The following is a 25967-nucleotide window of genomic DNA, read 5'->3' on the forward strand; positions in this document are numbered from 1 at the left end:
GCCTAGCTTGCCAGAAGCGGCCTGCTTTCCCGGGCGTTTACCATGCAGTACAGCGCACCAGCCAGGATCAAGCCCATCGCCCAACTGATATCCGCCCCCAGCCACTCGGCCACGAAGCCCGTGTAGAACGACAGTTTCATGAACGGGATGGTCCCGATGATCGATACGGCATACACCGCCAGGCTTCGACGATTGAAGCAGCCATAACGCCCCTTGGCGTCGTACAACGCCCCCACGTCATACTGGCCCCGGCACACCCAGTAGTAATCCACCAGGTTGATCGCGCTCCAGGGAATCAACAGGTACAGCTGGCCGATCAGGATATCGGCGAAGAACGTATCGAAATTGTGTTGGGTCGCGATGGCAATCAGCGTTGCCGCAGCAGTCAGGCCCGCCATCACCAGTGCCTTGGCTGTCGCAGTCACGCGCCTGATGGTCTTGAAGGCACCGAAGATCGTGACCGAGGACATGTAGGCGCTGTAGAGGCACAAGACGTTGTACTGGATCACCCCCAGCGCAATCACGGCCAGTGCCAACGGCGCCCACGGGCCAAACAGCCCGGCAATGGCCGTCGCAGGGTCATGCCCCAGTGCCGAGGGTAATTGCACAGCCACCAGCGCGCCCAACGCCATCATGGCGAACGAGCCCAGCGCGCAACCGCAATAGGTGGCCCAGAACGTGGCACGCGGGTTGACGTTGGCCGGCAGGTAGCGCGAATAATCCGCCACATAGGGGCCATAGCCCAACGTCCAGGACGCGGCCTGGGCCACGATCAGGTTGAAGGCGGTGAATGAAAAACCGGTCGTCACTGCCGTCGTGCCTGTGGTGTCGCCGGGGTGCAGCAGGATCAGCACCAGGGCGCCGGCAAACACCAGTGTCGACAGCAGGCTCATCCACGCCCCGAGGCGGTGGATCAGTTCGTACCCGACAAAGCCGATGACGAAGGTCAGCACGCCGACGACCACGATGGCCTGATCGTCGCTCATGGGCACCAGGGCCTGCACGGCATTGCGCATCAGCACGCCACTGGCGGCGAGAAACAGTACGGCGGCCGTGACCATCACCAGCAAAGGCAGCGCCGCGCCATGGACACCGAACTGGGCCCGGCTCTGGATCATCTGTGGCACGCCCAGGTGCGGCCCCTGGGCAGAGTGCGCGGCCATGAACACGGTGCCGATCAGGTTGCCGACCAACAGGGCCAGCAAGGTCCAGGCAAAGCTCAGCCCCGAGGCAACGCCCAGGGTACCGACCATCAGTGCGGTTATCTGGAAGTTGGAGCTGAACCAGATGGTGAACAATCGTTTGGGCGTGCCATAACGCTCAGCGTGTGGGACGAATTCGATACTTCGCGTTTCTAGCTTCACGCCGGTCTCCCGATTTTTATTTTCATGATTATCGGGTAGGCGCTGGCCGGGCTTGAGTTTATTAACGAACGCGTCTTAGCTGGCAGCGCCATGCCTTGCTTGATAACGTCAGGCTATCCAATGGCCCGTGCTGGTTCCAGATGAGCAAACTGGCTTGAGAGAGTCGGGGCTGCTTTACAGCCCATTCGCGGGTTAACCCGCGAAGAGGCCGGCAGCTAACCCGCATAGCCCAGCAGGTACAGCAGCCCGGTCAGAGTTATCAGGGAAGCCACGGTCGACAACAGGATCGTCCGCGAAATCAGCCCTGCCTCGCGGTTGTAGTACTCCGCCAGCATGAACGGGCCGGTACCGGTCGGCAGCGCCGCCAGCAGCACCGCCGACGCCGCCCACATGGTCGGCAGGCTGAACACCTTGAACGCCAATACCCAGATCAACGCCGGCTGACCAATCAGTTTCAGCGCCACCAGCGGCCACGGGCTTGCCTGCGAACCGGTGCGTTTCTCAGCCAGAAATGCCCCCAGCGAGATCAACGCGCAAGGTGTGGTCGCCAAGGCCAGCATGTCGAGAAAATGCATCACCGGCTCGGCCAGCCCCAGACCGCTCATGGCCCACCCTGCCCCCGCCAGCGGCGAGATCACCAGCGGATTCTTCGCCAGCGCCTTGCTCACCAGCAAAATGGCGCGGCCGATCTGCCGCTCCTCCTGCAGGCCGATCTCGATCAGCGTCAGGGAAATCGCGAACACCAGGCACACCACGATCAATGACGAGATCAGCGCCGGCTGCAGCCCCGGCTGGCCGAACAGCAGCAGGCACAGCGGGATACCGATGTAGCCGGTATTGGCATAACCGGCACTGAGCCCGTCGATGCTCGCCGCCACCAGGCCGTGGCCGCTGTGCAGGCGCCAGGCCAGGGTCACGACGAACATCGCCAGGGCGCCGGCGCCGAAGGCGACGATGAACCCCGGGTGCCAGATCTCGCTCCAGGTTGCCGTGGCGGTGACCTTGAACAGCAACGCCGGCAGGCACAGCCAGACCACCATCTTGTTGATCTCGGCGGCGGCCTTGTCACCGAGTTTGTCTGTCTTGCGGCACAGGAAGCCGACCAGGATCAGGGCGAAGATCGGCGCGACGATGACCAAGACGGTGTGCATGTCAGGCCTTGCCGGTCGCTGGCGCCGTCACGCGGTTGCCCAAGCGGCTCAGCCATACCGATGCGAGGATGATCGCGCCACCGAGCAGCAGCCGGCCAAGCGGTTCGTCGCGGTTCCATATCAGCAGGTTCAGTAACAGCCCCACCGGTACATGCAGGTTGTTCATCACCGCCAGCGTGGCGCCGGAGACCAGGCACGCGCCCTTGTTCCACCAATACAGGCCCAGGGCCGTCGGGCACAGGCCGAGGAACAGCAGCACCGCCCATTGCACGCTGGTGCTCGGCAGGTGCTGGGCGTTGCCGAACAGCAGGAACGCCGGCAGCACCACGATCAGCGCGCCCAGGTAGAAGTAGCCGAAGCGCTTGTAATGCGGCAGGTCGCTGGGGTGGCGGGCGACCAGGTGGCGGTACAGCACCTGGCCGGCAGCGTAGGTGAAGTTGGCCAGTTGCAGCAGCAGGAAGCCCATGAAGAAGTCGCCGCTGATGCTGTCGAAGCGGATCACCCCTGCCCCCGCCACCGCCACCAGGGCCGCGAGCAGCGCCCACGGGTTGAAGCGCCGGTTCAGGGCGTCTTCGATCAGGGTCACGTGTAGCGGCGTGAGGATGGTGAACAGCAGCACTTCGGGCACGCTCAGCACGCGGAAGCTCAGGTACAGGCAGACGTAGGTGATGCCGTATTGCAGCGCGCCGATCAGCAGCATCGAGCGCAGGAAGCGTGGCTCGACCTGGCGCCAGCGGGTCAGCGGCAGGAATACCAGGCCCGCCAGCACGACGCGCGCGAGCACGGCGAAGTAGCTGTCGACGTGGCCGGCCAGGTATTCGCCGATCACGTTGAAGGAAAACGCCTGGATCAGCGCGACGATTATCAGGTAGCCCATGGTTGCCTCTCGTGGATCAAGGGCGCGACCTTAGCGGGTTGCGCCCTTTGTGTTCAACCATGAGGAATGTGGGGGCTGTACCGGCCTCTTCGCGGGCACGCCCCACAGGGACTGCACAGGCCTTGAATGTTGTGCTGTGCCTGTGGGAGCGGGCGTGCCCGCGAAGAGGCCGGTACAGGCGATGCAAGCATCCCAGGCATAAAAAAGCCCGGCCATCAGGCCGGGCAGGTACACCCAAGGAGCAAAACAGGTGTCAGGGATGGGAATTCGTTGAGCCTCAGGCCACCGCAGCCAGCTTGGCCTTGGCCTGGTTCAGGCCTTTTTCGTGGAACTCGCCGCTCATGTTCAGGCCTTCGGCATGGATGAAGTCGACATCGTGGATACCGATGAAGGCCATCACCTGGCGCAGGTACGGTTCCTGATGGTCGCTGGTGGCGCCGGCATGGATACCGCCACGGGCAGTCAGGACAATGGCGCGCTTGCCGGTGAGCAGGCCTTGCGGGCCGGTCGGGGTGTACTTGAAGGTGATGCCGGCACGCAGCACGTGGTCCAGCCAGGCCTTGAGGGTGCTGGGGATGGTGAAGTTGTACATCGGTGCAGCCATCACCAGCACGTCGGCCGCCAGCACTTCATCGGTCAGCACGTTGGAGCGGGCCAGGGCTTCCAGTTCGGCAGCGCTGCGCTGTTCTTCAGGCTTCATCCAGCCGCCAAGCAGGTTGGCATCCAGGTGCGGCACCGGGTTCAGCGCCAGGTCACGTACGGTGATCTCGTCGGCCGGGTGCGCCGCTTGCCACTGCTGGATGAAGTCACGGGTCAGTTGACGGGAAACGGAATCCTGCTGGCGAGCGCTGCTTTCGATGATCAGTACGCGGGACATGGGTGCCTCCATCGGCGAAAAGGGTTGCGATTCGATGGAGGTGAGATTAAGGCTTGACCTATCGATAAAAAAGCGTAAAAAGTGGGTGCAATCTATCGATTAATCAGTTTTATTGCGCAGTGCAGTCCAACGCGATGCGCAGCTTGATGATCTGCCGATTGAATTTGGCGGTTACATCGACATGCTTGCCAGCCGGCACGTTGACCCGGCGCACTCGCGGCGCCTCAGGCCCATTGCGGAAGGTCACCTTGCAAGCCGCCGGCACTTGCCCATAGTTGTTCAGGGTAATGGAGCCGATGTCGTAAGCCGTGTCGTAGGTGGTGTAGTCCAGCTTGACCCCGGTCAGTTCCTTCTCCACATCGATGGGGTAAGCCATGGCCCCGAGGGGCAGGCACATCAAAATTGCCGCACAACATTTCTTCATGGGGCGCTCTCCTTGAAAGAGCGCAGCTTAGGACAACAGGAGCCAAACATGAAAGCGCCGCGCGTGACCCTGGATCAGTGGCGGACCTTGCAGGCAGTGGTCGACCATGGCGGTTTTGCCCAGGCCGCCGAAGCCCTGCACCGCTCGCAGTCGTCGGTCAGCTACACCGTGGCGCGCATGCAGGAGCAACTGGGTGTGCCGCTGCTGCGCATCGATGGCCGCAAGGCGGTACTGACCGAGGCCGGCAACGTACTGCTGCGCCGTTCGCGGCACCTGGTCAAGCAGGCCAGCCAGCTGGAAGACCTGGCGCACCACATGGAGCAAGGCTGGGAAGCCGAAGTGCGCCTGGTGGTCGATGCCGCCTACCCCAGCGCCCGCCTGGTGCGCGCCCTGGCAGCGTTCATGCCGCAAAGCCGTGGTTGCCGGGTGCGCCTGCGTGAAGAAGTGCTGTCCGGCGTCGAGGAAGTCATGCACGAAGGCATCGCCGACCTTGCCATCAGCAGCTACAGCATTGGCGGCTACCTGGGCACTGAACTCAGTTCGGTGGAGTTCGTCGCCGTCGCCCACCCCGAACACAGCCTGCATCGCCTGGGCCGGGAGATCACCTTCCAGGATCTGGAAAGCCAGTTGCAGGTGGTGATCCGCGACTCCGGTCGCGCCCAGCCGCGCGACGTTGGCTGGCTCGGCGCCGAGCAGCGCTGGACAGTCGGCAGCCTGGGCACTGCCGCCACATTCGTCGGCAGCGGCCTGGGCTTTGCCTGGTTGCCGCGGCACATGATCGAGCGTGAACTGCACGACGGCGTGCTGAAGCCGCTGCCGCTCGATCAGGGTGGCAGCCGCCACCCACTGTTCTACCTTTATTCGAGCAAAGAGAAGACCCTGGGCCCGGCCACGCAGATTCTCATCGACCTGCTGCGTAACTTCGACACTGCGCCGCTGGACGTGCCCTTCGCAGCCCCCCCACAAGCCTGAGAGGACCGCGCCCATGGCCTATTTCGAACATGAAGGATGCTCGCTGCATTATCAGGAATATGGCCAGGGCGAGCCCTTGGTGCTCCTGCACGGCCTGGGCTCCAGCAGCCAGGACTGGGAACTGCAGGTGCCCGAGCTGAGCCGCCGCTACCGGGTGATCCTCATGGACATCCGCGGCCACGGCCGCTCCGACAAGCCACGCGACGGTTACCAGATCGCCACCTTCAGCGCAGACCTGCTGGCACTGCTCGAGCACCTGCAGACTGGCCCGGTGCACTTCGTCGGGCTGTCCATGGGTGGCATGGTCGGGTTCCAGTTCGCCGTGGATCACCCGCAATGGCTGCGCAGCCTGTGCATCGTCAACAGTGCCCCCGAAGTCAAGCGCCGCACTCGCAGCGACTGGCTGTGGTGGCTCAAGCGCTGGGGCCTGGCGCGCATCCTCAGTGTCGAGACGGTCGGCCAAGGCCTGGCCGCACGCCTGTTCCCCAAGCCGGAGCAGGCCGAACTGCGCAAGAAGATGGCCGAACGCTGGGCACGCAACGACAAGCGTGCCTACCTCAAGAGCTTCGACGCCATCGTCGACTGGGGCGTGCAGGAACGCATCGGGCAGATCCACTGTCCCACGCTGGTGATTGCCGCCGACCACGATTACACCCCGATACACCTCAAGGAGCGCTACGTCGCCCTGATGCCCCACGCCAGGCTGGTGGTCATCGACGATTCCCGGCACGCTACACCCCTCGATCAACCCGAGGTCTTCAACCAGACCCTGCTGCAGTTCCTCGCAGCCGCTTCCACCTCTCAAGGATCATTGAGCCCATGCTGAAAAAACTCCTGCTCACCGCCTGCTCGGTCGCCTTCGCCACCAGCGTCATGGCTTCCGACAAGACCCCGCACGTACTGCTGGACACCAGCTTCGGCCAGGTTGAAATCGAGCTCAACGCCGAGAAGGCACCGATCAGTACCAAGAACTTCCTGCAGTACGTAGACAGCGGCTTCTACAACAACACCATCTTCCACCGCGTGATTCCGGGCTTCATGGTCCAGGGCGGCGGTTTTACCGAGCAGATGGTGCAGAAAGACACCAAGGACCCGATCAAGAACGAGGCCGGCAACGGCCTGCAGAACACGCGCGGCACCCTGGCCATGGCGCGCACGTCCAACCCGAACTCGGCCACCAGCCAGTTCTTCATCAACGTGGCCGACAACGACTTCCTCAACCCGGGCCGCGACGCCGGTTACGCCGTGTTCGGCAAAGTGACCAAGGGCATGGAGGTGGTCGACCAGATCGTCAACTCGCCAACGACCGTGAAGAAAGGCATGCGCGACGTGCCGACCGACCCGGTGTTCATCAAGTCCGCCAAACGCATCGACTGACCACAGGTTTCACAGGGACGTGAAACCTTCCGGGGTCGGGTAGCACAGGAGTCTTGTCACCCATGCTGTACCGCCGTTTCGAGCAACTGATCGATATCTTCCGCGACGCGCCCAGCGACTCGCCGCCCGGCAAGGTCTGGCCGTTTTACCTGTACTACCTGCGCCAGGTCTGGCCGAGCTTTCTCGCCCTGCTGGTGGTGGGCCTGTTCGCCTCGCTGATCGAGGTGGCGATGTTCAGCTACCTGAGCCGCATCATCGACCTGGCCCAGGGCACGCCCAACGCCAACTTCTTCAGCGAGCACAGCGGCGAGCTGATCTGGATGCTGGTGGTGATCCTGCTGCTGCGGCCGGTTTTCTTCGGCTTGCACGACCTGCTGGTGCACCAGACCATCAACCCGGGCATGACCAGCCTGATCCGCTGGCAGAACCACACCTATGTGCTCAAGCAGAGCCTGAACTTCTTCCAGAGCGACTTTGCCGGGCGCATTGCCCAACGCATCATGCAGACCGGCAACTCGCTGCGCGACTCGGCCGTGCAAGCCGTGGATGCCCTATGGCATGTGCTGATCTACGCGGTGACCTCGCTGGTGCTGTTCGCCGAGGCCGACTGGCGCCTGATGCTGCCGCTGCTGGTATGGATCGTCGGTTACATCGCCGCGCTGTACTACTTCGTGCCGCGGGTGAAAGAGCGCTCGGTGATCTCTTCCGATGCACGTTCCAAGCTGATGGGGCGCATCGTCGATGGCTACACCAACATCGCCACCCTCAAGCTGTTCGCCCACACCGACTACGAACAGCAATACGCGCGCGAAGCGATCCGTGAACAGACTGAAAAAACCCAGTTGGCGGCGCGCGTGGTCACCAGCATGGACGTGGTCATCACCACCCTCAATGGCTTGCTGGTCGTCACCACCACCGGCCTGGCCCTGTGGCTGTGGAGCCAGTCGCTGATCACCGTGGGTGCCATCGCCCTGGCGACGGGCCTGGTGATCCGCATCGTCAACATGTCGGGCTGGATCATGTGGGTGGTCAACGGCATCTTCGAGAACATCGGCATGGTCCAGGATGGCCTGCAGACCATCGCCCAGCCGGTCACGGTGACCGACAAGCCCCAGGCGCCGCCACTCAAGGTCAACCGCGGCGCGGTGCGCTTCGACGACGTCGACTTCCACTACGGCAAGGCAGCCAATGTGATCGAAGGGCTCAACCTGGACATCCGCCCCGGCGAGAAGATCGGCCTGATCGGCCCGTCCGGCGCCGGCAAGTCGACCTTGGTCAACCTGCTTCTTCGCCTGTACGACGTACAGGGCGGGCGCATCCTCATCGACGGCCAGGACATCGCCGAGGTCAGCCAGGCCAGCCTGCGTGCCCAGATCGGCATGATCACCCAGGACACCTCGCTGCTGCACCGTTCGATCCGTGACAACCTGCTGTATGGCCGCCCCGGCGCCAGTGAAGCGGCGCTGCACGAAGCCGTGCGCCGGGCGCGGGCCGACGAGTTCATTCCGCAGTTGTCGGATGCCCAGGGCCGCACTGGCTTCGATGCCCATGTCGGTGAGCGTGGCGTGAAACTGTCAGGTGGCCAGCGCCAGCGCATCGCGATTGCCCGGGTACTGCTGAAGAATGCACCGATCCTGATCATGGACGAAGCCACTTCGGCGCTGGACTCGGAGGTCGAGGCGGCCATCCAGGAAAGCCTGGAGACGCTGATGCAAGGCAAGACGGTGATCGCCATCGCTCACCGGCTGTCGACCATCGCCCGGATGGACCGCCTGGTGGTGCTGGACAAAGGGCGCATCGTCGAGAGTGGCAGCCACAGTGAACTGCTGGAACAGCGGGGGTTGTATGCCCGCTTGTGGCATCACCAGACCGGGGGCTTTGTCGGGGTCGACTGAGTCCTGTTCCGGCCTCTTCGCGGGCACGCCCGCTGCCACAGGTACTGCACAGATTTTGAGAGCTGTGGTGATCCTGTGGGAGCGGGCGTGCCCGCGAAGAGGCCAGCGCAGGCGGCAGAATTCTCAATCCTTACGAAATGGCAGCATCGCCCTGGCGTCCTCGGCGTACCCCCTTACCCCTTCCCGCTCTTGCTGCAGAAAATCCTCCACCGCCCGCCGCAACCCCGGGTGCAGCAGGTAATGCCACGAACGCGTCAGCACCGGCTCGAACCCTCGAATCAGCTTGTGCTCACCCTGCGCCCCGGCATCAAAGCGCTGCAACCCTTCGGCAATCGCAAAGTCCATGCCCTGGTAGAAGCAGGTCTCGAAATGCAGCCGGTCGAACTCATCGAGGCAGCCCCAGTAACGGCCGAACAGGCTGTCGCCGCCGACCAGGCTCAAGGCCATGGCCACATCACGCCCGCCCTGGCGCGCCATCACCACCCTTACCGCCTCGGGCATGCGTTCAGCCAGCAGGCTGAAGAACGCCCGGGTCAGATAGGGCGAACGCCCGCGCACCGCATAGGTATTGGCATAGCACAGGAACACAAAGTCCCACTGCGCCTCGTCCAGCTCGTCGCCGCGATACCAGCGAAAATCGATGCCCTGCCCCGCCACCTGCTCACGTTCCTTGCGCATCTGCTTGCGCTTGCGTGAGCTGAGGCTGTCGAGAAAATCCTGGAAATCGCGGTACCCGTGATTGCGCCAGTGAAACTGGCAGCCGAGGCGCTCCATCCAGCCCGGCAGGTCCGCCATCTGCGCATCCAGCTGTGGGTCGGTGAAATTGATGTGCGCCCCCGACAACCCGCCTTTGCCCAGATATTGCGGCAATGCCTGCAGCATCAGCAGGCCATCGGCAGCGTCGGCCGCCAGCAGCCGCGGGCCGCTGACCGGGCTGAACGGTACGGCACCGAGCAATTTGGGGTAGTAGGCGATGCCGGCACGCTCGCAGGCATCGGCCCAACCGTGGTCGAACACGTACTCACCATACGAATGCCATTTGCGATAGGCCGGCAGCAGTGCACGCACCTGCCCGTCACGCTCCAGCACCAGGTGCTCGGCGGCCCAACCGGTGCTGCGGGCAACGCTGCCGCTGTCTTCCATGGCGCTGAGAAAGGCATGGCGCAGGAACGGTTGGCCAGGGGGTACCAAAGCATCCCAGGTCGCCGCTGGCAGGTCACGCAGGTGGGCAAGGCTGTAGAGACTGGTCACGTTTTCGACTCGCTGTGCAAGGCCATCAGTATCAGCCAACAGAGGCCCATCGCTCAAATCAGCATCGGCCCGTTTCGCCTTTCATTCTCAATTACTTAACAGCAGTGCCACTAATTGGACATTATTCTGTCATTCGCCCCCGCAATACTTGCGCCTGTTTTCCGGAACCCTAGAACCTGTCTAGTCAGGCCCTTTCCGAAGACATGCCAACATGGGGGTGGGCGCTGAGCCTCCCCGAATCTTTCAAGTAGGGAGAACCTTATGCGTCTTGTTTCTACACTTACCGGAGTGAGCCTCACCGGCATGATGCTGGCTCTGAGTACTCCGGCCAGTGCGGCCGTCGACGCCAAGCTGCTCGAAATGCTCCGCGCCAATGGCTCGATCAACCAGGCGCAGTACAACGAACTGCAGGGCGACCTGGCACAAGAAACCAAGGAAAAGGCCGACCAGAAAGCTCAGTCCGACCGTATGAGCTCTTTCGAACAAAAAGTGGCATGGGCCGCCAAGACCCAGATCAAAGGTGATGTACGCCTGCGTTACGAAGACGTCAACGTCGACAACCCGATCGCCCGCAGTGGCAACCAGGACCGTGAACGCGTCCGTGCCCGCGTCGGCTTCTACAGCGAGATCAACCCGCAGGTCGACGCCGGTGTGCGCGTGGCCACCGGCAGCAGCGCCGATGCCCGCTCGACCAACCAGAGCCTGGACAACTACTTCGAGAAGAAATCGCTGTGGGTCGACCTGGCCTACCTCGACTGGCACCCGACTGCCGTCCCTAACCTGCACCTGATCGGCGGCAAGATGATGCAGCCGTGGGTGAGCATGGGCGACATCATCTGGGACAGCGATATCAACCCGGAAGGCGTGGCCGTCACTTACAAGACCAACGCCGGCCCGGCCGAAGTCTTCGGCAGCATCGGCCACTACAACCTGAAGGACAACGTCGACGGCGACGGCGTGCAGTACAAGCACGACGCACAGCTGTACGCTGCCCAGCTGGGGACCAAGTTCAACGCGGCTGACGCCGTCAAGGTCACTGTCGGTGCCAGTATCTATGGCTACGACAACGACAAGGCCTCGGCAGCCCTGGCCTCGCTGGGCAACACCACCAACGAGTTCCAGCTCGTGGAAGGCTTCGGCCAGCTCGATTTCACCGGCTTCGCCATCCCGCTGTCGGCTTACGGCCAGTACGTGAAGAACACCGAAAGCACCGATGGCAAGGACACTGCCTGGCTGGCTGGCCTGAAGTCCAAGATCGGCGCCTGGAGCCTGGACTACAACTACCGCGACGTCCAGCGTAACGGCGTAGTCAGCCTGTTCACCGACTCCGACTTCGGTAACGGCTTCACCGGTTCCCGTGGTCACAAGTTCAAGGTCGGTTATGAAATCGACAAGAACTTCGGCGTCGGTGCGGCCTACATGATGGCCAAGACCGACTACTCCAACCTGCCGAACAGCGACGCCGACGTAGACACCCTGCAGGTGGACCTGGAAGCCAAGTTCTAAGCTGCAGACTCCTCTGCTTCACTCTGAGGCGGGAAATGCCGACCCCATCCGGCGTTTCCCGCCTTTTTTTGCCTGCCAGAAATGCATCCGGCCCCTTCGCGGGTAAACCCGTGAAGAGGCCGGCACAGTCTCCAAAATGACTCAGCGCTTGCGCAGAATCACACTACCAATCGAATAGCCCGCACCGAACGAGCTCAGTACGCCAAGGGACCCCTTGGCCAGATCATCCTGGTACAGGTGGAAGGCAATCACCGACCCCGCCGAACTGGTGTTGGCATAGCGGTCGAGAATCACCGGTGCCTCTTCCTCGCTCACCTCACGCCCCAGCAGTTTCTTGACGATCAGATGGTTCATGCTCAGGTTGGCCTGGTGCAGCCAGAAGCGCTTGACGTCGGACGGTTGCAGGTCGTTTTCGCCCAGGTGCTTGCCGATCAGCTCGGCGACCATCGGGCAGACTTCGCGGAACACCTTGCGGCCTTCCTGCACGAACAGTTTGTCCGGCGCACCGATCCCCTCTTCCGCTGCGCGGTTGAGGAAGCCGAAGTTGTTGCGGATGTTGTTGGAGAACGACGTTTGCAGCTTGGTGCCAACGATGTCGAACTGGTGCGCCGAAGTGGCCTGGTCGGCACGCTCGACCAGCACCGCCGTGGCGGCATCACCAAAGATGAAGTGGCTATCGCGGTCGCGGAAGTTCAAGTGGCCGGTGCAGATTTCCGGGCTGACCACCAGCAGTGCCCGCGCCTGGCCCAGTTGCACGCTGTTGGCAGCGGTCTGGATGCCGAAGGTGGCCGACGAGCAGGCCACGTTCATGTCGAAGGCGAAGCCGTCGACGCCCAGCGCCTGTTGCACTTCGATGGCGATGGCAGGGTATGGGCGCTGCAGGTTGGAGCAGGCGACGATCACGCCATCGACATCCGCCGGGGTACGACCCGCGCGCTCCAGGGCTTGGCGTGCAGCGGCCACGCCCATTTCGCAGAGGATCGACAGCTCATCATTTGAGCGCTCTGGCAGGCGCGGTTTCATGCGTTGCGGATCGAGGATGCCGGCCTTGTCCATGACGAAACGGCTCTTGATGCCCGAGGCCTTTTCAATGAAGGCGGCGTCGGACAGGGGGGCTGCTTCGATTTCGCCACGCTCGATGGCGGCGGCGTTGTCCTGGTTGTACTGCTGCGACCAGGTATTGAAGGAGGCCACCAGTTCTTCGTTGGAAATGCTCTGGGCCGGGGTATACAGGCCGGTGCCGCTGATCACGACGTTATGCACGATCGGTCCTCTGCTCAAAGGCCATCGCCACGGGGCGCTGGCTGGGAATATGACAGAACAATGGCACTTTAGTACCAATTTCACGGCGAGGGCTGCGCCCTCGATCGCGGATAGATCCGCTCCCACAGAACGGTGTAGGAGCGGATTGATCCGCGATGGGCCGCAAAGCGGCCCCAAATTCGATCAAGTGTGCCACAAATCCAGGCAGTTAGCCTTCCACCTGGCCCCACTGCTTGCTCAATCTCTTGTCGGAAATCGGCACTTTGGTGCCCAGCTGCTGGGCAAACAGCGACACCCGATACTCCTCCAGCCACCAGCGGTACAAGGTCAGTTGCTCATCACGCTTGCCTTCCTGTGCATGCTTGTCGGCCCGCGCCTTGTACTGCGCCCACAAGTTGCCCAGCTCGCCGCTCCACACGCGGTCCTTCTGCACTTGGGCGCCCAGCTTCTCCAGGCGCAATTCCACCGCCTTGAGGTAGCGCGGCAATTCCTTGAACCAGGCTGCCGGGGTCTCGCGCACGAAGCCCGGATACACCAGGTTGGCCAGTTGCTGCTTGATATCGTTCAGCGCCACGGCCTGGCTCAGGTCGATCTTACCCTTGAAGCGCTTTTGCAAACCGTGCCACAGCTTCAGCACTTCCAGCGTCTGGCGGGCGAGCCGTTCGGCATGCTCGGCCCAGCTGCCGCGCTTGCGCTCGGCCAGCCCGGCCAGGGCTGCCCCGTCACGCGGTAACGTGGCTTCACCGTCGAGGATGCAGCTGTCCAGGCTTGCCAACAGAATGTCCTCCACCAGCGCTTCGATCCGGCCCAGTTCACGATACAGCAGGCCCAGCTCGGTCAGCCCCGGCAGCTTGCCGCGCAGGAACTTGGCAGGTTCTGCCAACTGCTGCAGCAACAGGCGCTGCAAGGCCCGACGGTGCTGGAACTCGGCTTCGGCCTGGGTCGAGAAACGGCCCTCACGCACAGTGCCGTTTTCTTCCACCAGCGCCGGGTACACGGTCATCGACAGGCCGGCGATCTTCTGCTGGGCGGTCTGCTTGACCTCGCTGAAGGCCCTGGCCTGCACCGGCTGCTCGCTCTTCTCGGTACGCGGCACGGCCAACGCGGCCTGGCTGGCGGCGGCAAAGCGCGCGGTCAGTTCGGCCAGGTCACGGCCTTCGCCAAGGAACTTGCCTTGGCCATCAACCACTTCGATGTTCATGCGCAGGTGCCCTTCGACCAGGTTGACCGACTCGGCCCAGGCCTCATCGGAAACCCGCGCGCCGGTCATGCGCAGCAACTCCTGGCCCAGCGCCTGGGGCAACGCGCCCTGGCCAAAGCTCATGCGCGCCAGCGAGGCCTTGACGAAGTCCGGCACCGGCACGAAGTTCTTGCGCAGCGCCTTGGGCAAGTTGCGCACCAGGGCTACGCACTTGGCCTCCAGCAAGCCCGGCACCAGCCACTCCAGGCGCTCGCCCGGCAGGTTCGGCAACAGCGGCGCCGGCACCCTGACGGTCACGCCGTCACGCGGGTGGCCCGGCTCGAAGTGGTAGGCCAGCGGCAGGCGCAGTTCACCCACTTGCAGGTTGTCTGGGTACTGCGCGGCGGTGACCTCGCTGGCCTCGCGGGCCAACACGTCTTCCTCGCGCATGATCAGCAGGTTCGGGTCCTTCTGGCTGGTCATGCGGTACCAGGCATCGAAGGTCGCGGTCTGATGGATCTCCGCCGGTAGACGTGCTTCGTAGAAGGCGTACAGGGTTTCCTCATCGGCGAGAATGTCACGCCGCCGGGCCTTGGCCTCCAGTTCGTCGAGCTCTTCGAGCAGGCGCTTGTTGGCGGCCAGGCATTTGGCCTTCGACTGGATTTCACCACCCACCAGGCCCTCGCGAATGAACAGCTCACGCGAGGTGACTGGGTCGATCGGGCCAAAATGCACCGGGCGCCGGCCCACCAGGATCAAGCCGTACAGGGTGATCTGCTCATAGGCCACCACTTGCCCACGCTTCTTTTCCCAGTGCGGCTCGAAGTGATTCTTCTTGATCAGGTGGGTTGCCAGCGGCTCGATCCAGTCAGGCTCGATCTTGGCGACCATGCGCGCATACAGCTTGGTGGTTTCCACCAGTTCGGCGGCCATCACCCACTGCGGGCGCTTGCGACCGATGCCAGAAGACGGATGCACCCAGAAGCGCCGCTGGCGGGCGCCCTGGTAATCGCCCTCTTCGGTCTTCTGGCCGATCTGGCTGAGCAGGCCACTGAGGATTGCCTTGTGCACCTTCTGGTAGTCGGACGGCTCTTTGTTGACCGTCAGTTGCAACTCGCGGCAGATCAGCGACAGCTGGCGATGGGCATCGCGCCACTCACGCAGGCGCAGGTAATTCAGGAAGTTCTTGCGGCACCAGTTGCGCAGCGGGCTGGCCGTCAGCGCCTGGCGCTGCTCTTCGAAACCGCGCCACAGGTTGACCAGCGCGGCGAAGTCGGTATCGGCGTCCTTCCACTGGGCATGGGCCTGGTCGGCGGCCTGCTGGCGCTCCGGCGGGCGCTCGCGTGGGTCCTGCACCGAGAGTGCGCTGGTGACGATCAACACTTCCTGCAGGCTGCCCTGGCGGGCACCCTCGAGCAACATACGGCCCAGCCGCGGGTCGATCGGCAGGCGTGCCAGCTGCCGGCCGATCGGCGTCAGCTGGTTCTCCCGGTTGACCGCCGACAGCTCCTGCAACAGGTTGAAGCCATCGCTGATGGCCTTGCCATCGGGCGGCTCGATGAACGGGAAAGCGTCGATGGCGCCCAGGCGCAGGTGCAGCATCTGCAGGATCACCGCCGCCAGGTTGGTGCGCAGGATCTCGGGGTCAGTGAAGGCCGGGCGGCTGTTGAAATCTTCTTCGCTGTACAGCCGGATGCAGATGCCCGGCTCGACCCGGCCGCAGCGGCCCTTGCGCTGATTGGCGCTGGCCTGGGACACGGCCTCGATCGGCAGGCGCTGGACCTTGGCGCGGTAGCTGTAGCGGCTGATGCGCGCGGTACCGGTATCGATCACGTAACGGATACCGGGCACGGTCAGCGAGGTTTCCGCGACGTTGGTGGCGAGCACCACGCGGCGCCCGGTGTGCGACTGGAAGATGCGCTGCTGCTCGGCCGGCGACAGGCGCGCATACAGCGGCAGGATTTCGGTGTGGCGCAGTTGCGCCTTGCGCAGGATCTCTGCGGCATCGCGAATTTCCCGCTCGCCCGGGAGGAACACCAGCACATCGCCGGGGCCTTTGCCCACGCTGCGCTCGTGCTGCGCGATCTCGTCGAGGGACGCGAGAATCGCCTGGTCGACGGTCAGGTCGTCCTCGACCTGATTGCCTTCCTCGTCCTGCTCGCTGGTCAGCGGGCGGTACCAGGTTTCCACCGGGAAAGTACGGCCCGACACCTCGATGATCGGCGCATTGTCGAAGTGCTTGGAAAAGCGCTCCAGGTCAATGGTCGCCGAGGTGATGATCAGCTTCAGGTCCGGACGGCGATGTAGCAGGGTCTTCAGGTAGCCAAGCAGGAAATCGATGTTCAGGCTGCGCTCGTGGGCTTCGTCGACAATGATCGTGTCGTAGCGTTCGAGGAAGCGGTCGTGCTGGGTTTCGGCCAGGAGGATGCCGTCGGTCATCAGCTTGACCAAGGTGTTGGCATCACTCTGGTCTTCGAAGCGCACCTGGTAGCCGACCAGCCCGCCCAATGGCGTGCCGAGTTCTTCGGCAACCCGCGCGGCGACGCTGCGCGCTGCAATTCGCCGCGGCTGGGTGTGGGCGATCAGGCCATGGCTGCCGCGGCCCAGTTCCAGGCAGATCTTCGGCAACTGGGTGGTCTTTCCCGAACCGGTTTCGCCGGCGATCACCAGCACCTGGTTTTCGGCCAGGGCTTTCTTGATCTCGTCACGCTTGGCGGCAATCGGCAGGCTGTCGTCGTAGCGGATCTGCGGCACGCTGTTCTGCCGGGCAGTGACCTGGGCACAGGAGGCCTGGACCTTTTCCACCCACTGCGCCAGCTTGGCCTCGTCGGGGCGCTTGCGCAGCTCATGCAGTTGCCGGCGCAGGCGGTGGCGCTCGGCGATCATGGCGTGGTCGAGGTTTTGCAGCAGTTTGTCGATGGCTTGGTCAGTCATGGGGCTTTTTAGTGATGCAGGTGGGCCTGCTTTTTCATGATCGGCATTCGAAGGATGCGCGATTGTCGCAGATTTGGGCCTTCTTTGCTGTCCAGGCTGGCGCCGTCCTGTAGGAGCGGCCTTGTGTCGCGAAAGGGTCGCGAAGCGGCCCCAGATTTTGAAGAAAAAGCAGAGATAGCTGGGGTCGCTCCGCGACCCTTTCGCGACACAAGGCCGCTCCTACAGGGGATTGCACAACGGCGGAATGTTTAGTGATCGACGATGTGAACGTTGCCATTCACTGCTTTAATCAACCTTACGCCGCATGTGAGTATCAAAGGCATGACTCCCGTCCAGACCATCGCCCCACCGTCGTCCCGCCCTTCGCTAGCGAAGGCCCGGTCCCGCGCCGGTGAAAATCCGCTGGTCCACATCATTCTCGCCTTCTGGGCCCTGTGGCATTGCCGCCATGCGCGCCCACCGGATGCTTCGCTCACGCCTGTGTGACCAAACCCGGCCGCCGTGCGGCCGTTTGTCTCCGCTGGACCGCGCCTGCGCGCGGGTCCCATGCGCCTGTGAGCGAATCCATCATGCACTTTGCACCTGTAGAGCACGCCAGCCGTTTCCTGGCCGAAAACCCAGATATCGAACTGTTCGAACTGTTCATCCTCGACGCCAACGGTGTGCCACGCGGCAAGCTGCTGCACCGCGAGGAACTGCTGGCGGTCTACCAGAGCGGCCGCCCGCTCCCCAGCACCATCCTCGGCCTGACCCTCAATGGCGATGACGTGGAAAACTCCGGCCTGGTCTGGGATGTCGGTGACATCGACTGCCGCGCCTACCCGTTGCAAGGCAGCCTGGTGCGCCTGCCTTGGCGCCGCGTGCCGACTGCCGCCGTGCAGGTCAGCATGCACCCGAGCGAAGGCCTGCCCGCCAGTGTCGCCGACCCGCGCCATGTATTGCTGCGTACCATCGAAGCGCTCAAGGCTGACGGTTACCACCCGGTAATGGCCTGCGAGCTGGAGTTCTACCTGCTCGACCAGCAGCGCGATGCCCAAGGCCGCCCGCAACCGGCACTGGACAACGACGGTGGCCGGCCGCGCACTACCCAGGTCTACGGCCTGCGTGAACTGGAACAGATCGAACCCTTCCTCGCCGACCTTTATGCCGCCTGCAAGGCCCAGGGCATTCCGGCGCGCACGGCGATTTCGGAATACGCCCCCGGCCAGGTGGAAATCACCCTGGAACATGGCGACGCCCTGGAGGCAATGGACCAGGCCGTGCGCTACAAGCGCCTGGTCAAGGGCGTGGCCCATGCCCACGGCATGCAGGCCTGCTTCATGGCCAAACCCTTCGCGCAACTGGCCGGCACCGGCATGCACATGCACATGAGCCTGGCAGACAGCGCCGGCAACAACCTGTTCGCCAGCGATGACAAAGCCGGTACCCCACTGCTGCGCCAGGCAGTGGCCGGCATGCTCCACCACTTGCGTGACTCGCTGTTGCTGTTCTGCCCCAACGCCAACTCGTTCCGTCGTTTCCAGGCCAACAGCTACGCCCCGCTGGCACCGACCTGGGGTGTCGACAACCGCACGGTCAGCCTGCGTGTCCCCGGCGGACCGGCCAACAGCCGGCATGTCGAGCATCGCATCTGTGGCGCCGATGCCAACCCTTACCTGGCTGCCGCGGCGATTCTGGCTGCCAGCCATCGTGGCATCCGCGAGCAGCTTGACCCGGGCGCGCCGGTCGAAGGCAACGGCTATGCCCAGGCCACCGAGCACCTGCCCACCGACTGGCTGACAGCCCTCGATGCGCTGGAGCATTCGCACTGGGCACGGGAAGCGCTCGGCGAGGCGTTCCTCGGCGTCTACCTGAAGGTCAAGCGCGCCGAGTACCGCCAGTTCATGGCCGAAGTCAGCGAACAGGACTGGCGCTGGTACCTGCACCAGGCCTGAGCCCTACCCCATTCAGAACAAGGAACACCCATGAACGCAGTATTGAACACTGGCCCAGCCCAGCGTGCACCGTCCTATTACAGCGCCTCGCTGAACGACCACACCGAGTACCCGCAACTCAAGGGCACGGTGCAGGTCGACGTGGCGATCATCGGTGGTGGTTTCACGGGCGTGGCCACTGCGGTGGAGCTGGCCGAGCGCGGCCTGAAGGTGGCGATCGTCGAGACCAACCGGATTGGCTGGGGGGCCAGCGGTCGCAACGGCGGCCAGGTCACCGGCAGCCTGTCCGGTGACGAGGCCATGCGAACACAGATGCGCAACCACCTGGGCGCCGAAGTCGATGATTTCATCTGGCACCTGCGCTGGCGCGGGCACCAGGTCATCGAGCAGCGGGTCGAGCGTTATGGCATCGACTGCGACCTCAAGCGCGGCCATCTGCATGCGGCGATGAAACCTTCGCACATGGAGGAGCTGCGCAACTTCCAGGCCGAAGCCGAACGCCGCGGCATGGGCGACCAGGTGCAACTGCTCGACCGCGACGGTGTCGCCCGGCACCTGCAGAGCCCGCTGTACCTGGGCGCGCTGAAGAACCTGCGCAACCTGCACCTGCACCCGCTCAACCTGTGCCTGGGCGAGGCGCGCGCGGCCCACGGCCTGGGCGCGCTGATCTTCGAAAACTCCGAAGTCCTGGACATCGTCCACGGGCCACGCCCAGCGGTCGTCACCGCCCACGGTCGGGTCGAAGCACGCCAGGTGATGCTGGCCGGCGACGTTTACCACCGGCTGGAAAAGCGCCAGCTCAAGGGCAAGATCTTCCCGGCCATGGGCGGTATCGTCACCACCGCCCCGCTAGGTGAACTGGCCGAGCAGATCAACCCGCAGGACCTGGCGGTGTACGACTGCCGCTTCGTGCTCGACTACTACCGCCTGACGGCCGACAAGCGCCTGCTGTTCGGTGGCGGAGCCAACTACTCAGGCAAGGATTCGCGCGATATCGAAGGCGAACTGCGCCCGTGCATCGAGCGCACCTTCCCGGCGCTCAAGGGTGTGCCGATCGAGTTCAAGTGGAGCTGTGCGATGGGCATCGTGGTCAACCGCATCCCGCAACTGGGCAAGCTGTCGGACAACGTATGGTACTGCCAGGGCTATTCCGGGCACGGCATCGCCACCAGCCACATCATGGGCGAGATCATGGCTGAGGCACTGACCGGAACGCTGGAGAAGTTCGACACCTTCGCGCAGTGCAAGCACGTGCGAGTGCCGATGGGGGACTTGCTGGGCAACCCGCTGCTGGCGGCGGGGATGTGGTACTACCAGATGCTGGAAAAACTGCGCTGATTTCGCTGCTCTCTTCGCGGGTTCGCCCGCTCCCACAGGTACTGCACGAGCCTGGAAAGTTGTGCTGTACCTGTGGGAGCGGGCGTGCCCGCGAAGAGGCCGGTCAAGCCAGCAAAGATTGAGAAGATCAGGCGATCTTCTTCAAGCCCTGCTTCTTCAGCTCTTCATCGCGCAGCTCACGGCGCAGGATCTTGCCGACGTTGGTGGTCGGCAGTGCATCGCGGAACTCGATGTAACGCGGCACCTTGTAACCGGTGACGTTGGCGCGCATGTGTTCCATCACCTGCTCCTTGGTCACGGTCATGCCCGGCTTGACCACGATGAACACCTTGATCACTTCACCCGACTTCTCGTCCGGCACACCGATGGCTGCGCACTGCAGCACGCCCGGCAAAGCGGCGAGCACGTCCTCCAGCTCGTTGGGGTACACGTTGAAGCCCGAGACCAGGATCATGTCCTTCTTGCGGTCGACGATGCGCATGTAACCATCGGGCTGGATCAGTGCGATATCACCGGTCTTCAACCAGCCATCGGCGTCGAGGATCTCGGTAGTGGCGTCTTCACGCTGCCAGTAGCCTTTCATGACCTGCGGGCCCTTGACGCACAGCTCGCCGGTTTCGCCCAGCGGCAGTTCGTTGCCGGCATCGTCGATGACCTTGCACAGGGTCGAGGGCACCGGGATGCCGATGGTGCCTACCTGGTTGGCCTCGGCCGGGTTCACCGCAGCCACCGGGCTGGTTTCGGTCATGCCGTAACCTTCGCAGATGGCGCAGCCGGTGACGCTCTTCCAGCGCTCGGCCACGCTCAGTTGCAAGGCCATGCCCCCGGACAGGGTGATTTTCAGCGCGGAGAAGTCCAGGGCACGGAATGCCTCGTTGTTGCACAGGGCCACGAACAGCGTGTTGAGGCCAACGAAACCGCTGAACTTCCACTTGCCCAGCTCCTTGACCATCGCCGGCAGGTCGCGTGGGTTGCTGATCAGCACGTTGTGGTTGCCGATCAGCATCATCGCCATGCAATGGAAGGTAAAGGCATAGATGTGGTACAGCGGCAGCGGGGTGATGAGGATCTCGCAGCCTTCCTTCAGGTTGGCCCCCATCAGCGCCCGGCACTGCAACATGTTGGCCACCAGGTTGCGGTGGGTCAGCATCGCGCCCTTGGCCACGCCTGTGGTACCACCGGTGTACTGCAGTACTGCCACGTCGTTGGCCTGGGGGTTGGCTTCAGTGACCGGCTGGCCCTTGCCCAGTGCCAGCGTATCGTTGAAGCGCACGGCGTGCGGCAGGTTGTAGGCCGGCACCATCTTCTTCACGTACTTGATCACGCTATTGATCAGCAGGCGCTTGAGCGGTGGCAGCAGGTCGGCTACTTCGGTGACGATGACATGCCTGACCTGGGTCTTGGGCACCACCTTCTCGGCGAGGTGCGCCATGTTGGCCAGGCACACCAGCGCCTTGGCACCGGAGTCGTTGAACTGGTGCTCCATCTCCCGCACGGTATACAGTGGGTTGGTGTTGACCACGATCAGGCCGGCGCGCATGGCACCGAATACCGCTACCGGGTATTGCAGGACATTGGGCAGCTGGACGGCAATGCGGTCACCCGGCTTGAGGTCGGTGTGCTGCTGCAGCCAGGCAGCGAAAGCGCCTGACAGCGCGTAGAGCTCGCCGTAGGTGATGGTTTTGCCCAGGTTGCTAAAGGCCGGTTTATTGGCAAAGCGTTGGCAGGATTGCTTGAGTACCGCCTGGATATTGGGGAATTCGTCAGGATTGATTTCCGCCGTAATCCCGGCTGGGTATTTATCCTTCCAAAAATTTTCGATCATGGAAGCCCACTCCTTCAGCAACAGCGAAGTTCGATTCACGCGTCTATGCGTTTATTATTGATATGAGATGGCGGTTCGTTGCAAACCGGATCATCTGAAAAGCGCGCCGAGAGTAACAGCTTTGACTGGGGTCGCCTAGAGGCCAAGAAAGGCCTCACGGTCACAAAAATGACTCAATGAAATATACGAGTCATTTTTAGAGTAATTGACCAAAATGTCGCAAATCGGGCTGTAAACTGCCTGCTAGAGCACCTGAAGCCTTCGCGGGCAAGCCCGCTTCCACAGGTACTACGCAAGCTTCGAGCATGCGCGGTGTCTGTGAGAGCGGACTCGCCCGCGAAGCAGCCAGCGCGGTATCACGCGATGTCGCGCAACTCCCTGCGCAGGATCTTGCCCACGGGTGTTATGGGCAGCGACTCGCGCACCACGATGTGCTTGGGCACCTTGTAGGCGGTGAAGTTGGCTTTGCAATAAGCCTTGAGGTCGTCGACATTCACCCCACCTTCCCGCGCCACCACGAACAGCTTCACCGCCTCGCCTGAGCGCTCGTCCGGCACGCCGATGGCGGCGCAGCTGGCTACCTGCGGATGGCCCATCACTACATCCTCGATCTCGTTGGGGTACACATTGAAACCGGAGACGATGATCATGTCCTTCTTGCGGTCGACGATGCGGGTGAAGCCATCCGGGTCGATCACTGCAATATCGCCGGTCTTGAACCAACCCTCGGCATCCAGTGCCTGCGCCGTGGCCTCCGGCTGTTGCCAATAACCCTTCATCACCTGTGGCCCCTTGATGCACAACTCGCCGCGTTCGCCCAACTGCAGTTCGTTGCCGTCATCATCGATGACCTTGAAAGCCGTGCCCGCCACCGGAATGCCCACGGTACCCAGCCGAGCCAACTGGCCATAGGGGTTGGTGCTGGCTACCGGTGAAGTCTCGGTCAGGCCATAACCTTCGACGATGCGGCAGCCTGTGAGTGTTTCCCAGCGTTCGGCAGTGGTCTTGACCAGCGCCGTGCCACCGGAATTGGTGACTTTCAGCGCGGAAAAGTCCAGCTGACGGAAGCCCGGGTGGTCCATCAGCGCGACGAACAAGGTGTTCAACCCCAACAGCGCCGAAAAGCGCCACTTGCCCAGCTCCTTGATGAAGCCGGGGATATCGCGCGGGTTGGTGATCAGCACGTTATGGTTGCCGGTGACCATCATGCACATGCAGTTCGCGGTGAAGGCATAGATGTGGTACAGCGGCAGCGGTGCGATCATCACCTCCTGGCCCTCCTTGATCAGCCGCTGCCCGTCCGGGCCGTGCTGGGAGAAGCAGGCCAGCACCTGCAGCATGTTGGCCACCAGGTTGCCGTGGGTGAGCATGGCGCCCTTGGCCAGGCCCGTGGTGCCGCCGGTGTATTGCAGCACGGCGATGTCATCGAGGATGAGCGGCACTGGCTTGTGCGTCAGGCTGCGGCCCTGGCGCATTACCTGCTTGAACGGGACGGCCTGGGGCAGATGATAGGCCGGGACCATCTTCTTGACCTTGTCGACCACGGTATTGACCAGCCAGCCCTTGGCGACGGGGAGCAAGTCGCCCATTTTCGCCTCGATCAGGTACTCGATGCCGGTATCGGGCAGCACTTCCTGCACGCGCTTGCCGAACATGTTCAGGTACACCAGGGCGCGCGCGCCGGCATCCTTGAACTGGTGACGCATTTCGCGCTCGGTGTACAGCGGGTTGGTATTGACCACGATCAGCCCGGCGCGCAGGGCGCCGAACACGGCGATCGGGTATTGCAGGACGTTGGGCATCTGCACCGCGATGCGGTCACCGGGTTTGAGGTCGGTGTGCTGCTGCAGCCAGGCAGCAAAGGCTGCCGAATGGCGCTCGAGTTCGGCGTAGCTCAGGGTCACGCCGAGGTTGCTGAATGCCGGGCGCTCGGCAAAGCGCTTGCAGCTGCGCTCGAACACCTCAACGACCGAGGTGTATGCGTGGATGTCGATGGTGGAAGGCACGCCCTCGGGGCGTTTGTCATTCCAGAAGTCGGCTTGCATTTATTATTGTTCCTCTGCCTGAGCCCGCACGGATCCTTTGCCCTGTCTGCCAGATGGCAGACAGGCGTTGAACCGACGTTAGCAGGTAAGCCCGAGGCGGCATATACGCCAAGTGCCGCCATTAACATTGTGAATCTTATTTGTGCCCTTCCTGCAATTCGACCGGTTGTGCATACACTGTGCGGGTCACCTTCGCGCAAAGGACTCGCCATGCCCCATGACGCTTTCTGGCTAGCTGCCAGCGAACATTGCAGGCTGTACGTGCACCAATGGCTGCCGGCCACACCGGTCAAGGCCGTCGTGCTGCTGGCGCATGGCATGGCCGAGCACGCCGGGCGCTACCAGCGCCTGGGCGAGGCGCTGTGCACTGCTGGCTACGCCCTGCTGGCAGCGGACATGCGCGGCCACGGGCGCACCGCCGAGCAAGGCAGCCTCGGCCTGTTCGCCCGGCAACATGGCTGGAATGCCGTGGTCAACGACCTTGGCCTGCTGGCCCAGCACATCGGCCAGCAGTTCCCTTGCACACCGCTGTTCCTGTTCGGCCACAGCATGGGCAGCTACATCGCCCAGGCCTACCTCATGCACCACAGCGCCAGCCTGCAAGGGGCGATCCTCAGCGGCTCGAACTTCCAGCCCGCTGCGCTGTACCGGGTGGCGCGCCTGATTGCACGCGTGGAAGCCTGGCGCCAGGGGCCACTGGGCAAGAGCGCGTTGATCGAGTGGCTGTCGTTCGGCTCGTTCAACAACGCCTTCAAGCCCACCCGCACGGCGTTCGACTGGCTCAGCCGTGACCCGGACGAAGTGGACAAGTACATCAACGATCCGCTGTGCGGCTTTCGCTGCAGCAACCAGCTGTGGCTCGACCTGCTACAGGGGCTGGCGCAGATCAGCCAGGCACACAACCTGGCGCAGATCGACCCGAACCTGCCCCTGCTGGTGATTGGCGGTGAATGTGATCCGGTGAGTGCTGGCAAGCGTCTAAACCATCTGGCCGACGCCCTGCGTGCGACCGGCAATAGACATGTACAGCTGCGCGTCTATCCTGATGCGCGGCACGAAGTACTCAACGAACTCAACCGCGACGAGGTCACCGCTGATATCCTCGCTTGGTTAGAGCAAGCGCTGGCCCTTGGCCGCCCTGCGCGCAGTGAATGATAGGCGCCCTCGCCCGCCCCTTAAGGAAGCCCAATGACCCAGGTCACCAACACGCCTTACGAAGCCCTTGAAGTCGGCCAGAAGGCCACCTATGAAAAATCCGTGGAAGAACGTGATATCCAGCTGTTCGCCGCCATGTCCGGTGACCACAACCCCGTGCACCTGGATGCCGAGTTCGCCGCCAAGAGCATGTTCAAGGAACGCATCGCCCACGGCATGTTCAGTGGCGCGCTGATCAGCGCTGCGGTGGCCTGCACCCTGCCGGGCCCTGGCACCATCTACCTGGGCCAGCAGATGAGCTTCCAGAAGCCCGTGAAGATCGGCGACACCCTGACCGTGCGCCTGGAAATCCTTGAGAAGCTGCCGAAGTTCAAGGTGCGTATCGCCACCAACGTCTACAACCAGAACGATGAGCTGGTGGTCGAGGGCGTGGCCGAAATCCTCGCGCCGCGCAAGCAGCAGACCGTCGAGCTGGTATCGCCGCCGAACTTCGTCGCCAGCTGAAATCGGCGTTGGATTCTTCGCGGGCACGCCCGCTCCCACAGGTTCAGTAGAACCTGGCAGGCGCTGCAGCACCTGTGGGAGCGGGCGTGCCCGCG

The 25967-nt window shown here is 63.1% G+C and carries 19 protein-coding genes; 9 read left to right on the forward strand and 10 right to left on the reverse strand.

Going from position 1 to position 25967, the window contains the following annotated elements; genetic code table 11:
- Positions 1–2: 2 nt before the first annotated feature.
- From APH33_RS13780 to APH33_RS13800, 5 genes are all read right to left on the reverse strand, one after another.
- The gene (locus APH33_RS13780; RefSeq protein WP_054885680.1) at positions 3–1364 is read right to left on the reverse strand and encodes a cytosine permease; all 1362 of its coding nucleotides are present in this window, start codon (positions 1362–1364) and stop codon (positions 3–5) included.
- Between the two features lie 215 nt (positions 1365–1579).
- Complete coding sequence (locus APH33_RS13785) at positions 1580–2515, reverse strand: AEC family transporter (protein WP_054885681.1); 936 nt, start codon at positions 2513–2515, stop codon at positions 1580–1582.
- A 1-nt stretch (position 2516) separates the two neighbouring features.
- Positions 2517–3392, reverse strand: a complete 876-nt coding sequence (locus APH33_RS13790) for a carboxylate/amino acid/amine transporter (RefSeq protein WP_054885682.1) — start codon at positions 3390–3392, stop codon at positions 2517–2519.
- Positions 3393–3669: 277 nt separating this feature from the next.
- Positions 3670–4269 (reverse strand): FMN-dependent NADH-azoreductase, encoded by a 600-nt coding sequence (locus APH33_RS13795; RefSeq protein ID WP_054885683.1) that lies wholly within the window; start codon positions 4267–4269, stop codon positions 3670–3672.
- 109 nt (positions 4270–4378) lie between these two features.
- Positions 4379–4693 (reverse strand): hypothetical protein, encoded by a 315-nt coding sequence (locus APH33_RS13800; RefSeq protein WP_054885684.1) that lies wholly within the window; start codon positions 4691–4693, stop codon positions 4379–4381.
- A 48-nt stretch (positions 4694–4741) separates the two neighbouring features.
- Between APH33_RS13800 and APH33_RS13805 the strand changes: the two genes are divergently transcribed.
- The 4 genes from APH33_RS13805 to APH33_RS13820 all read left to right on the forward strand — a co-directional run bounded on the left by APH33_RS13805 (position 4742) and on the right by APH33_RS13820 (position 8937).
- On the forward strand, positions 4742–5665 hold the full coding sequence (locus APH33_RS13805) for a LysR family transcriptional regulator (protein WP_027918709.1): 924 nt from the start codon (positions 4742–4744) through the stop codon (positions 5663–5665).
- Positions 5666–5678: 13 nt separating this feature from the next.
- Entirely contained in the window at positions 5679–6491 is an 813-nt protein-coding gene (locus APH33_RS13810) for an alpha/beta fold hydrolase (RefSeq protein WP_054885685.1), read from the forward strand.
- Positions 6485–7042, forward strand: coding sequence for a peptidylprolyl isomerase (locus APH33_RS13815; RefSeq protein WP_054885686.1), 558 nt, complete (start codon positions 6485–6487; stop codon positions 7040–7042). Before APH33_RS13810 ends, APH33_RS13815 begins: the two co-directional genes overlap by 7 nt.
- A 62-nt stretch (positions 7043–7104) precedes the next feature.
- Positions 7105–8937 (forward strand): ABC transporter ATP-binding protein, encoded by a 1833-nt coding sequence (locus APH33_RS13820; RefSeq protein WP_054885687.1) that lies wholly within the window; start codon positions 7105–7107, stop codon positions 8935–8937.
- 123 nt (positions 8938–9060) lie between these two features.
- Here APH33_RS13820 and APH33_RS13825 read toward each other — a convergent pair whose 3' ends face one another.
- Positions 9061–10188 carry a GNAT family N-acetyltransferase gene (locus APH33_RS13825; RefSeq protein WP_054885729.1) on the reverse strand — a complete coding sequence of 376 codons (1128 nt, stop codon included), beginning with the start codon at positions 10186–10188 and terminating at the stop codon, positions 9061–9063.
- A 261-nt stretch (positions 10189–10449) separates the two neighbouring features.
- Between APH33_RS13825 and APH33_RS13830 the strand changes: the two genes are divergently transcribed.
- On the forward strand, positions 10450–11694 hold the full coding sequence (locus APH33_RS13830; protein WP_054885688.1) for a putative porin: 1245 nt from the start codon (positions 10450–10452) through the stop codon (positions 11692–11694).
- A 141-nt stretch (positions 11695–11835) separates the two neighbouring features.
- Here APH33_RS13830 and APH33_RS13835 read toward each other — a convergent pair whose 3' ends face one another.
- Both APH33_RS13835 and hrpA read right to left on the reverse strand, forming a co-directional pair.
- Positions 11836–12957 (reverse strand): beta-ketoacyl-ACP synthase III, encoded by a 1122-nt coding sequence (locus tag APH33_RS13835; RefSeq protein ID WP_054885689.1) that lies wholly within the window; start codon positions 12955–12957, stop codon positions 11836–11838.
- A gap of 208 nt (positions 12958–13165) precedes the next feature.
- Positions 13166–17071 (reverse strand): ATP-dependent RNA helicase HrpA, encoded by a 3906-nt coding sequence (hrpA, locus tag APH33_RS13840; RefSeq protein WP_054885690.1) that lies wholly within the window; start codon positions 17069–17071, stop codon positions 13166–13168.
- Positions 17072–17640: 569 nt separating this feature from the next.
- Between hrpA and APH33_RS13845 the strand changes: the two genes are divergently transcribed.
- Both APH33_RS13845 and APH33_RS13850 read left to right on the forward strand, forming a co-directional pair.
- Positions 17641–19005, forward strand: coding sequence for a glutamine synthetase family protein (locus tag APH33_RS13845; RefSeq protein WP_054885730.1), 1365 nt, complete (start codon positions 17641–17643; stop codon positions 19003–19005).
- A gap of 30 nt (positions 19006–19035) precedes the next feature.
- A complete protein-coding gene (locus tag APH33_RS13850; RefSeq protein WP_054885691.1) occupies positions 19036–20343 on the forward strand; it encodes an FAD-binding oxidoreductase in 1308 nt (435 codons plus the stop codon).
- A 127-nt stretch (positions 20344–20470) separates the two neighbouring features.
- Here APH33_RS13850 and fadD1 read toward each other — a convergent pair whose 3' ends face one another.
- Positions 20471–22168 carry a long-chain-fatty-acid--CoA ligase FadD1 gene (fadD1, locus tag APH33_RS13855; RefSeq protein WP_054885692.1) on the reverse strand — a complete coding sequence of 566 codons (1698 nt, stop codon included), beginning with the start codon at positions 22166–22168 and terminating at the stop codon, positions 20471–20473.
- A gap of 356 nt (positions 22169–22524) precedes the next feature.
- Complete coding sequence (gene fadD2 / locus APH33_RS13860) at positions 22525–24213, reverse strand: long-chain-fatty-acid--CoA ligase FadD2 (protein WP_054885693.1); 1689 nt, start codon at positions 24211–24213, stop codon at positions 22525–22527.
- Between the two features lie 210 nt (positions 24214–24423).
- Between fadD2 and APH33_RS13865 the strand changes: the two genes are divergently transcribed.
- Together APH33_RS13865 and APH33_RS13870 are read left to right on the forward strand one after the other, a co-directional pair.
- Positions 24424–25368, forward strand: a complete 945-nt coding sequence (locus tag APH33_RS13865; RefSeq protein WP_054885694.1) for an alpha/beta hydrolase — start codon at positions 24424–24426, stop codon at positions 25366–25368.
- A 33-nt stretch (positions 25369–25401) separates the two neighbouring features.
- Complete coding sequence (locus APH33_RS13870; protein WP_054885695.1) at positions 25402–25872, forward strand: MaoC family dehydratase; 471 nt, start codon at positions 25402–25404, stop codon at positions 25870–25872.
- Positions 25873–25967: the final 95 nt, after the last annotated feature.

This window comes from Pseudomonas sp. NBRC 111130, assembly GCF_001320485.1.
In the GTDB taxonomy this organism is placed as follows: Bacteria; Pseudomonadota; Gammaproteobacteria; order Pseudomonadales; family Pseudomonadaceae; genus Aquipseudomonas; species Aquipseudomonas vlassakiae.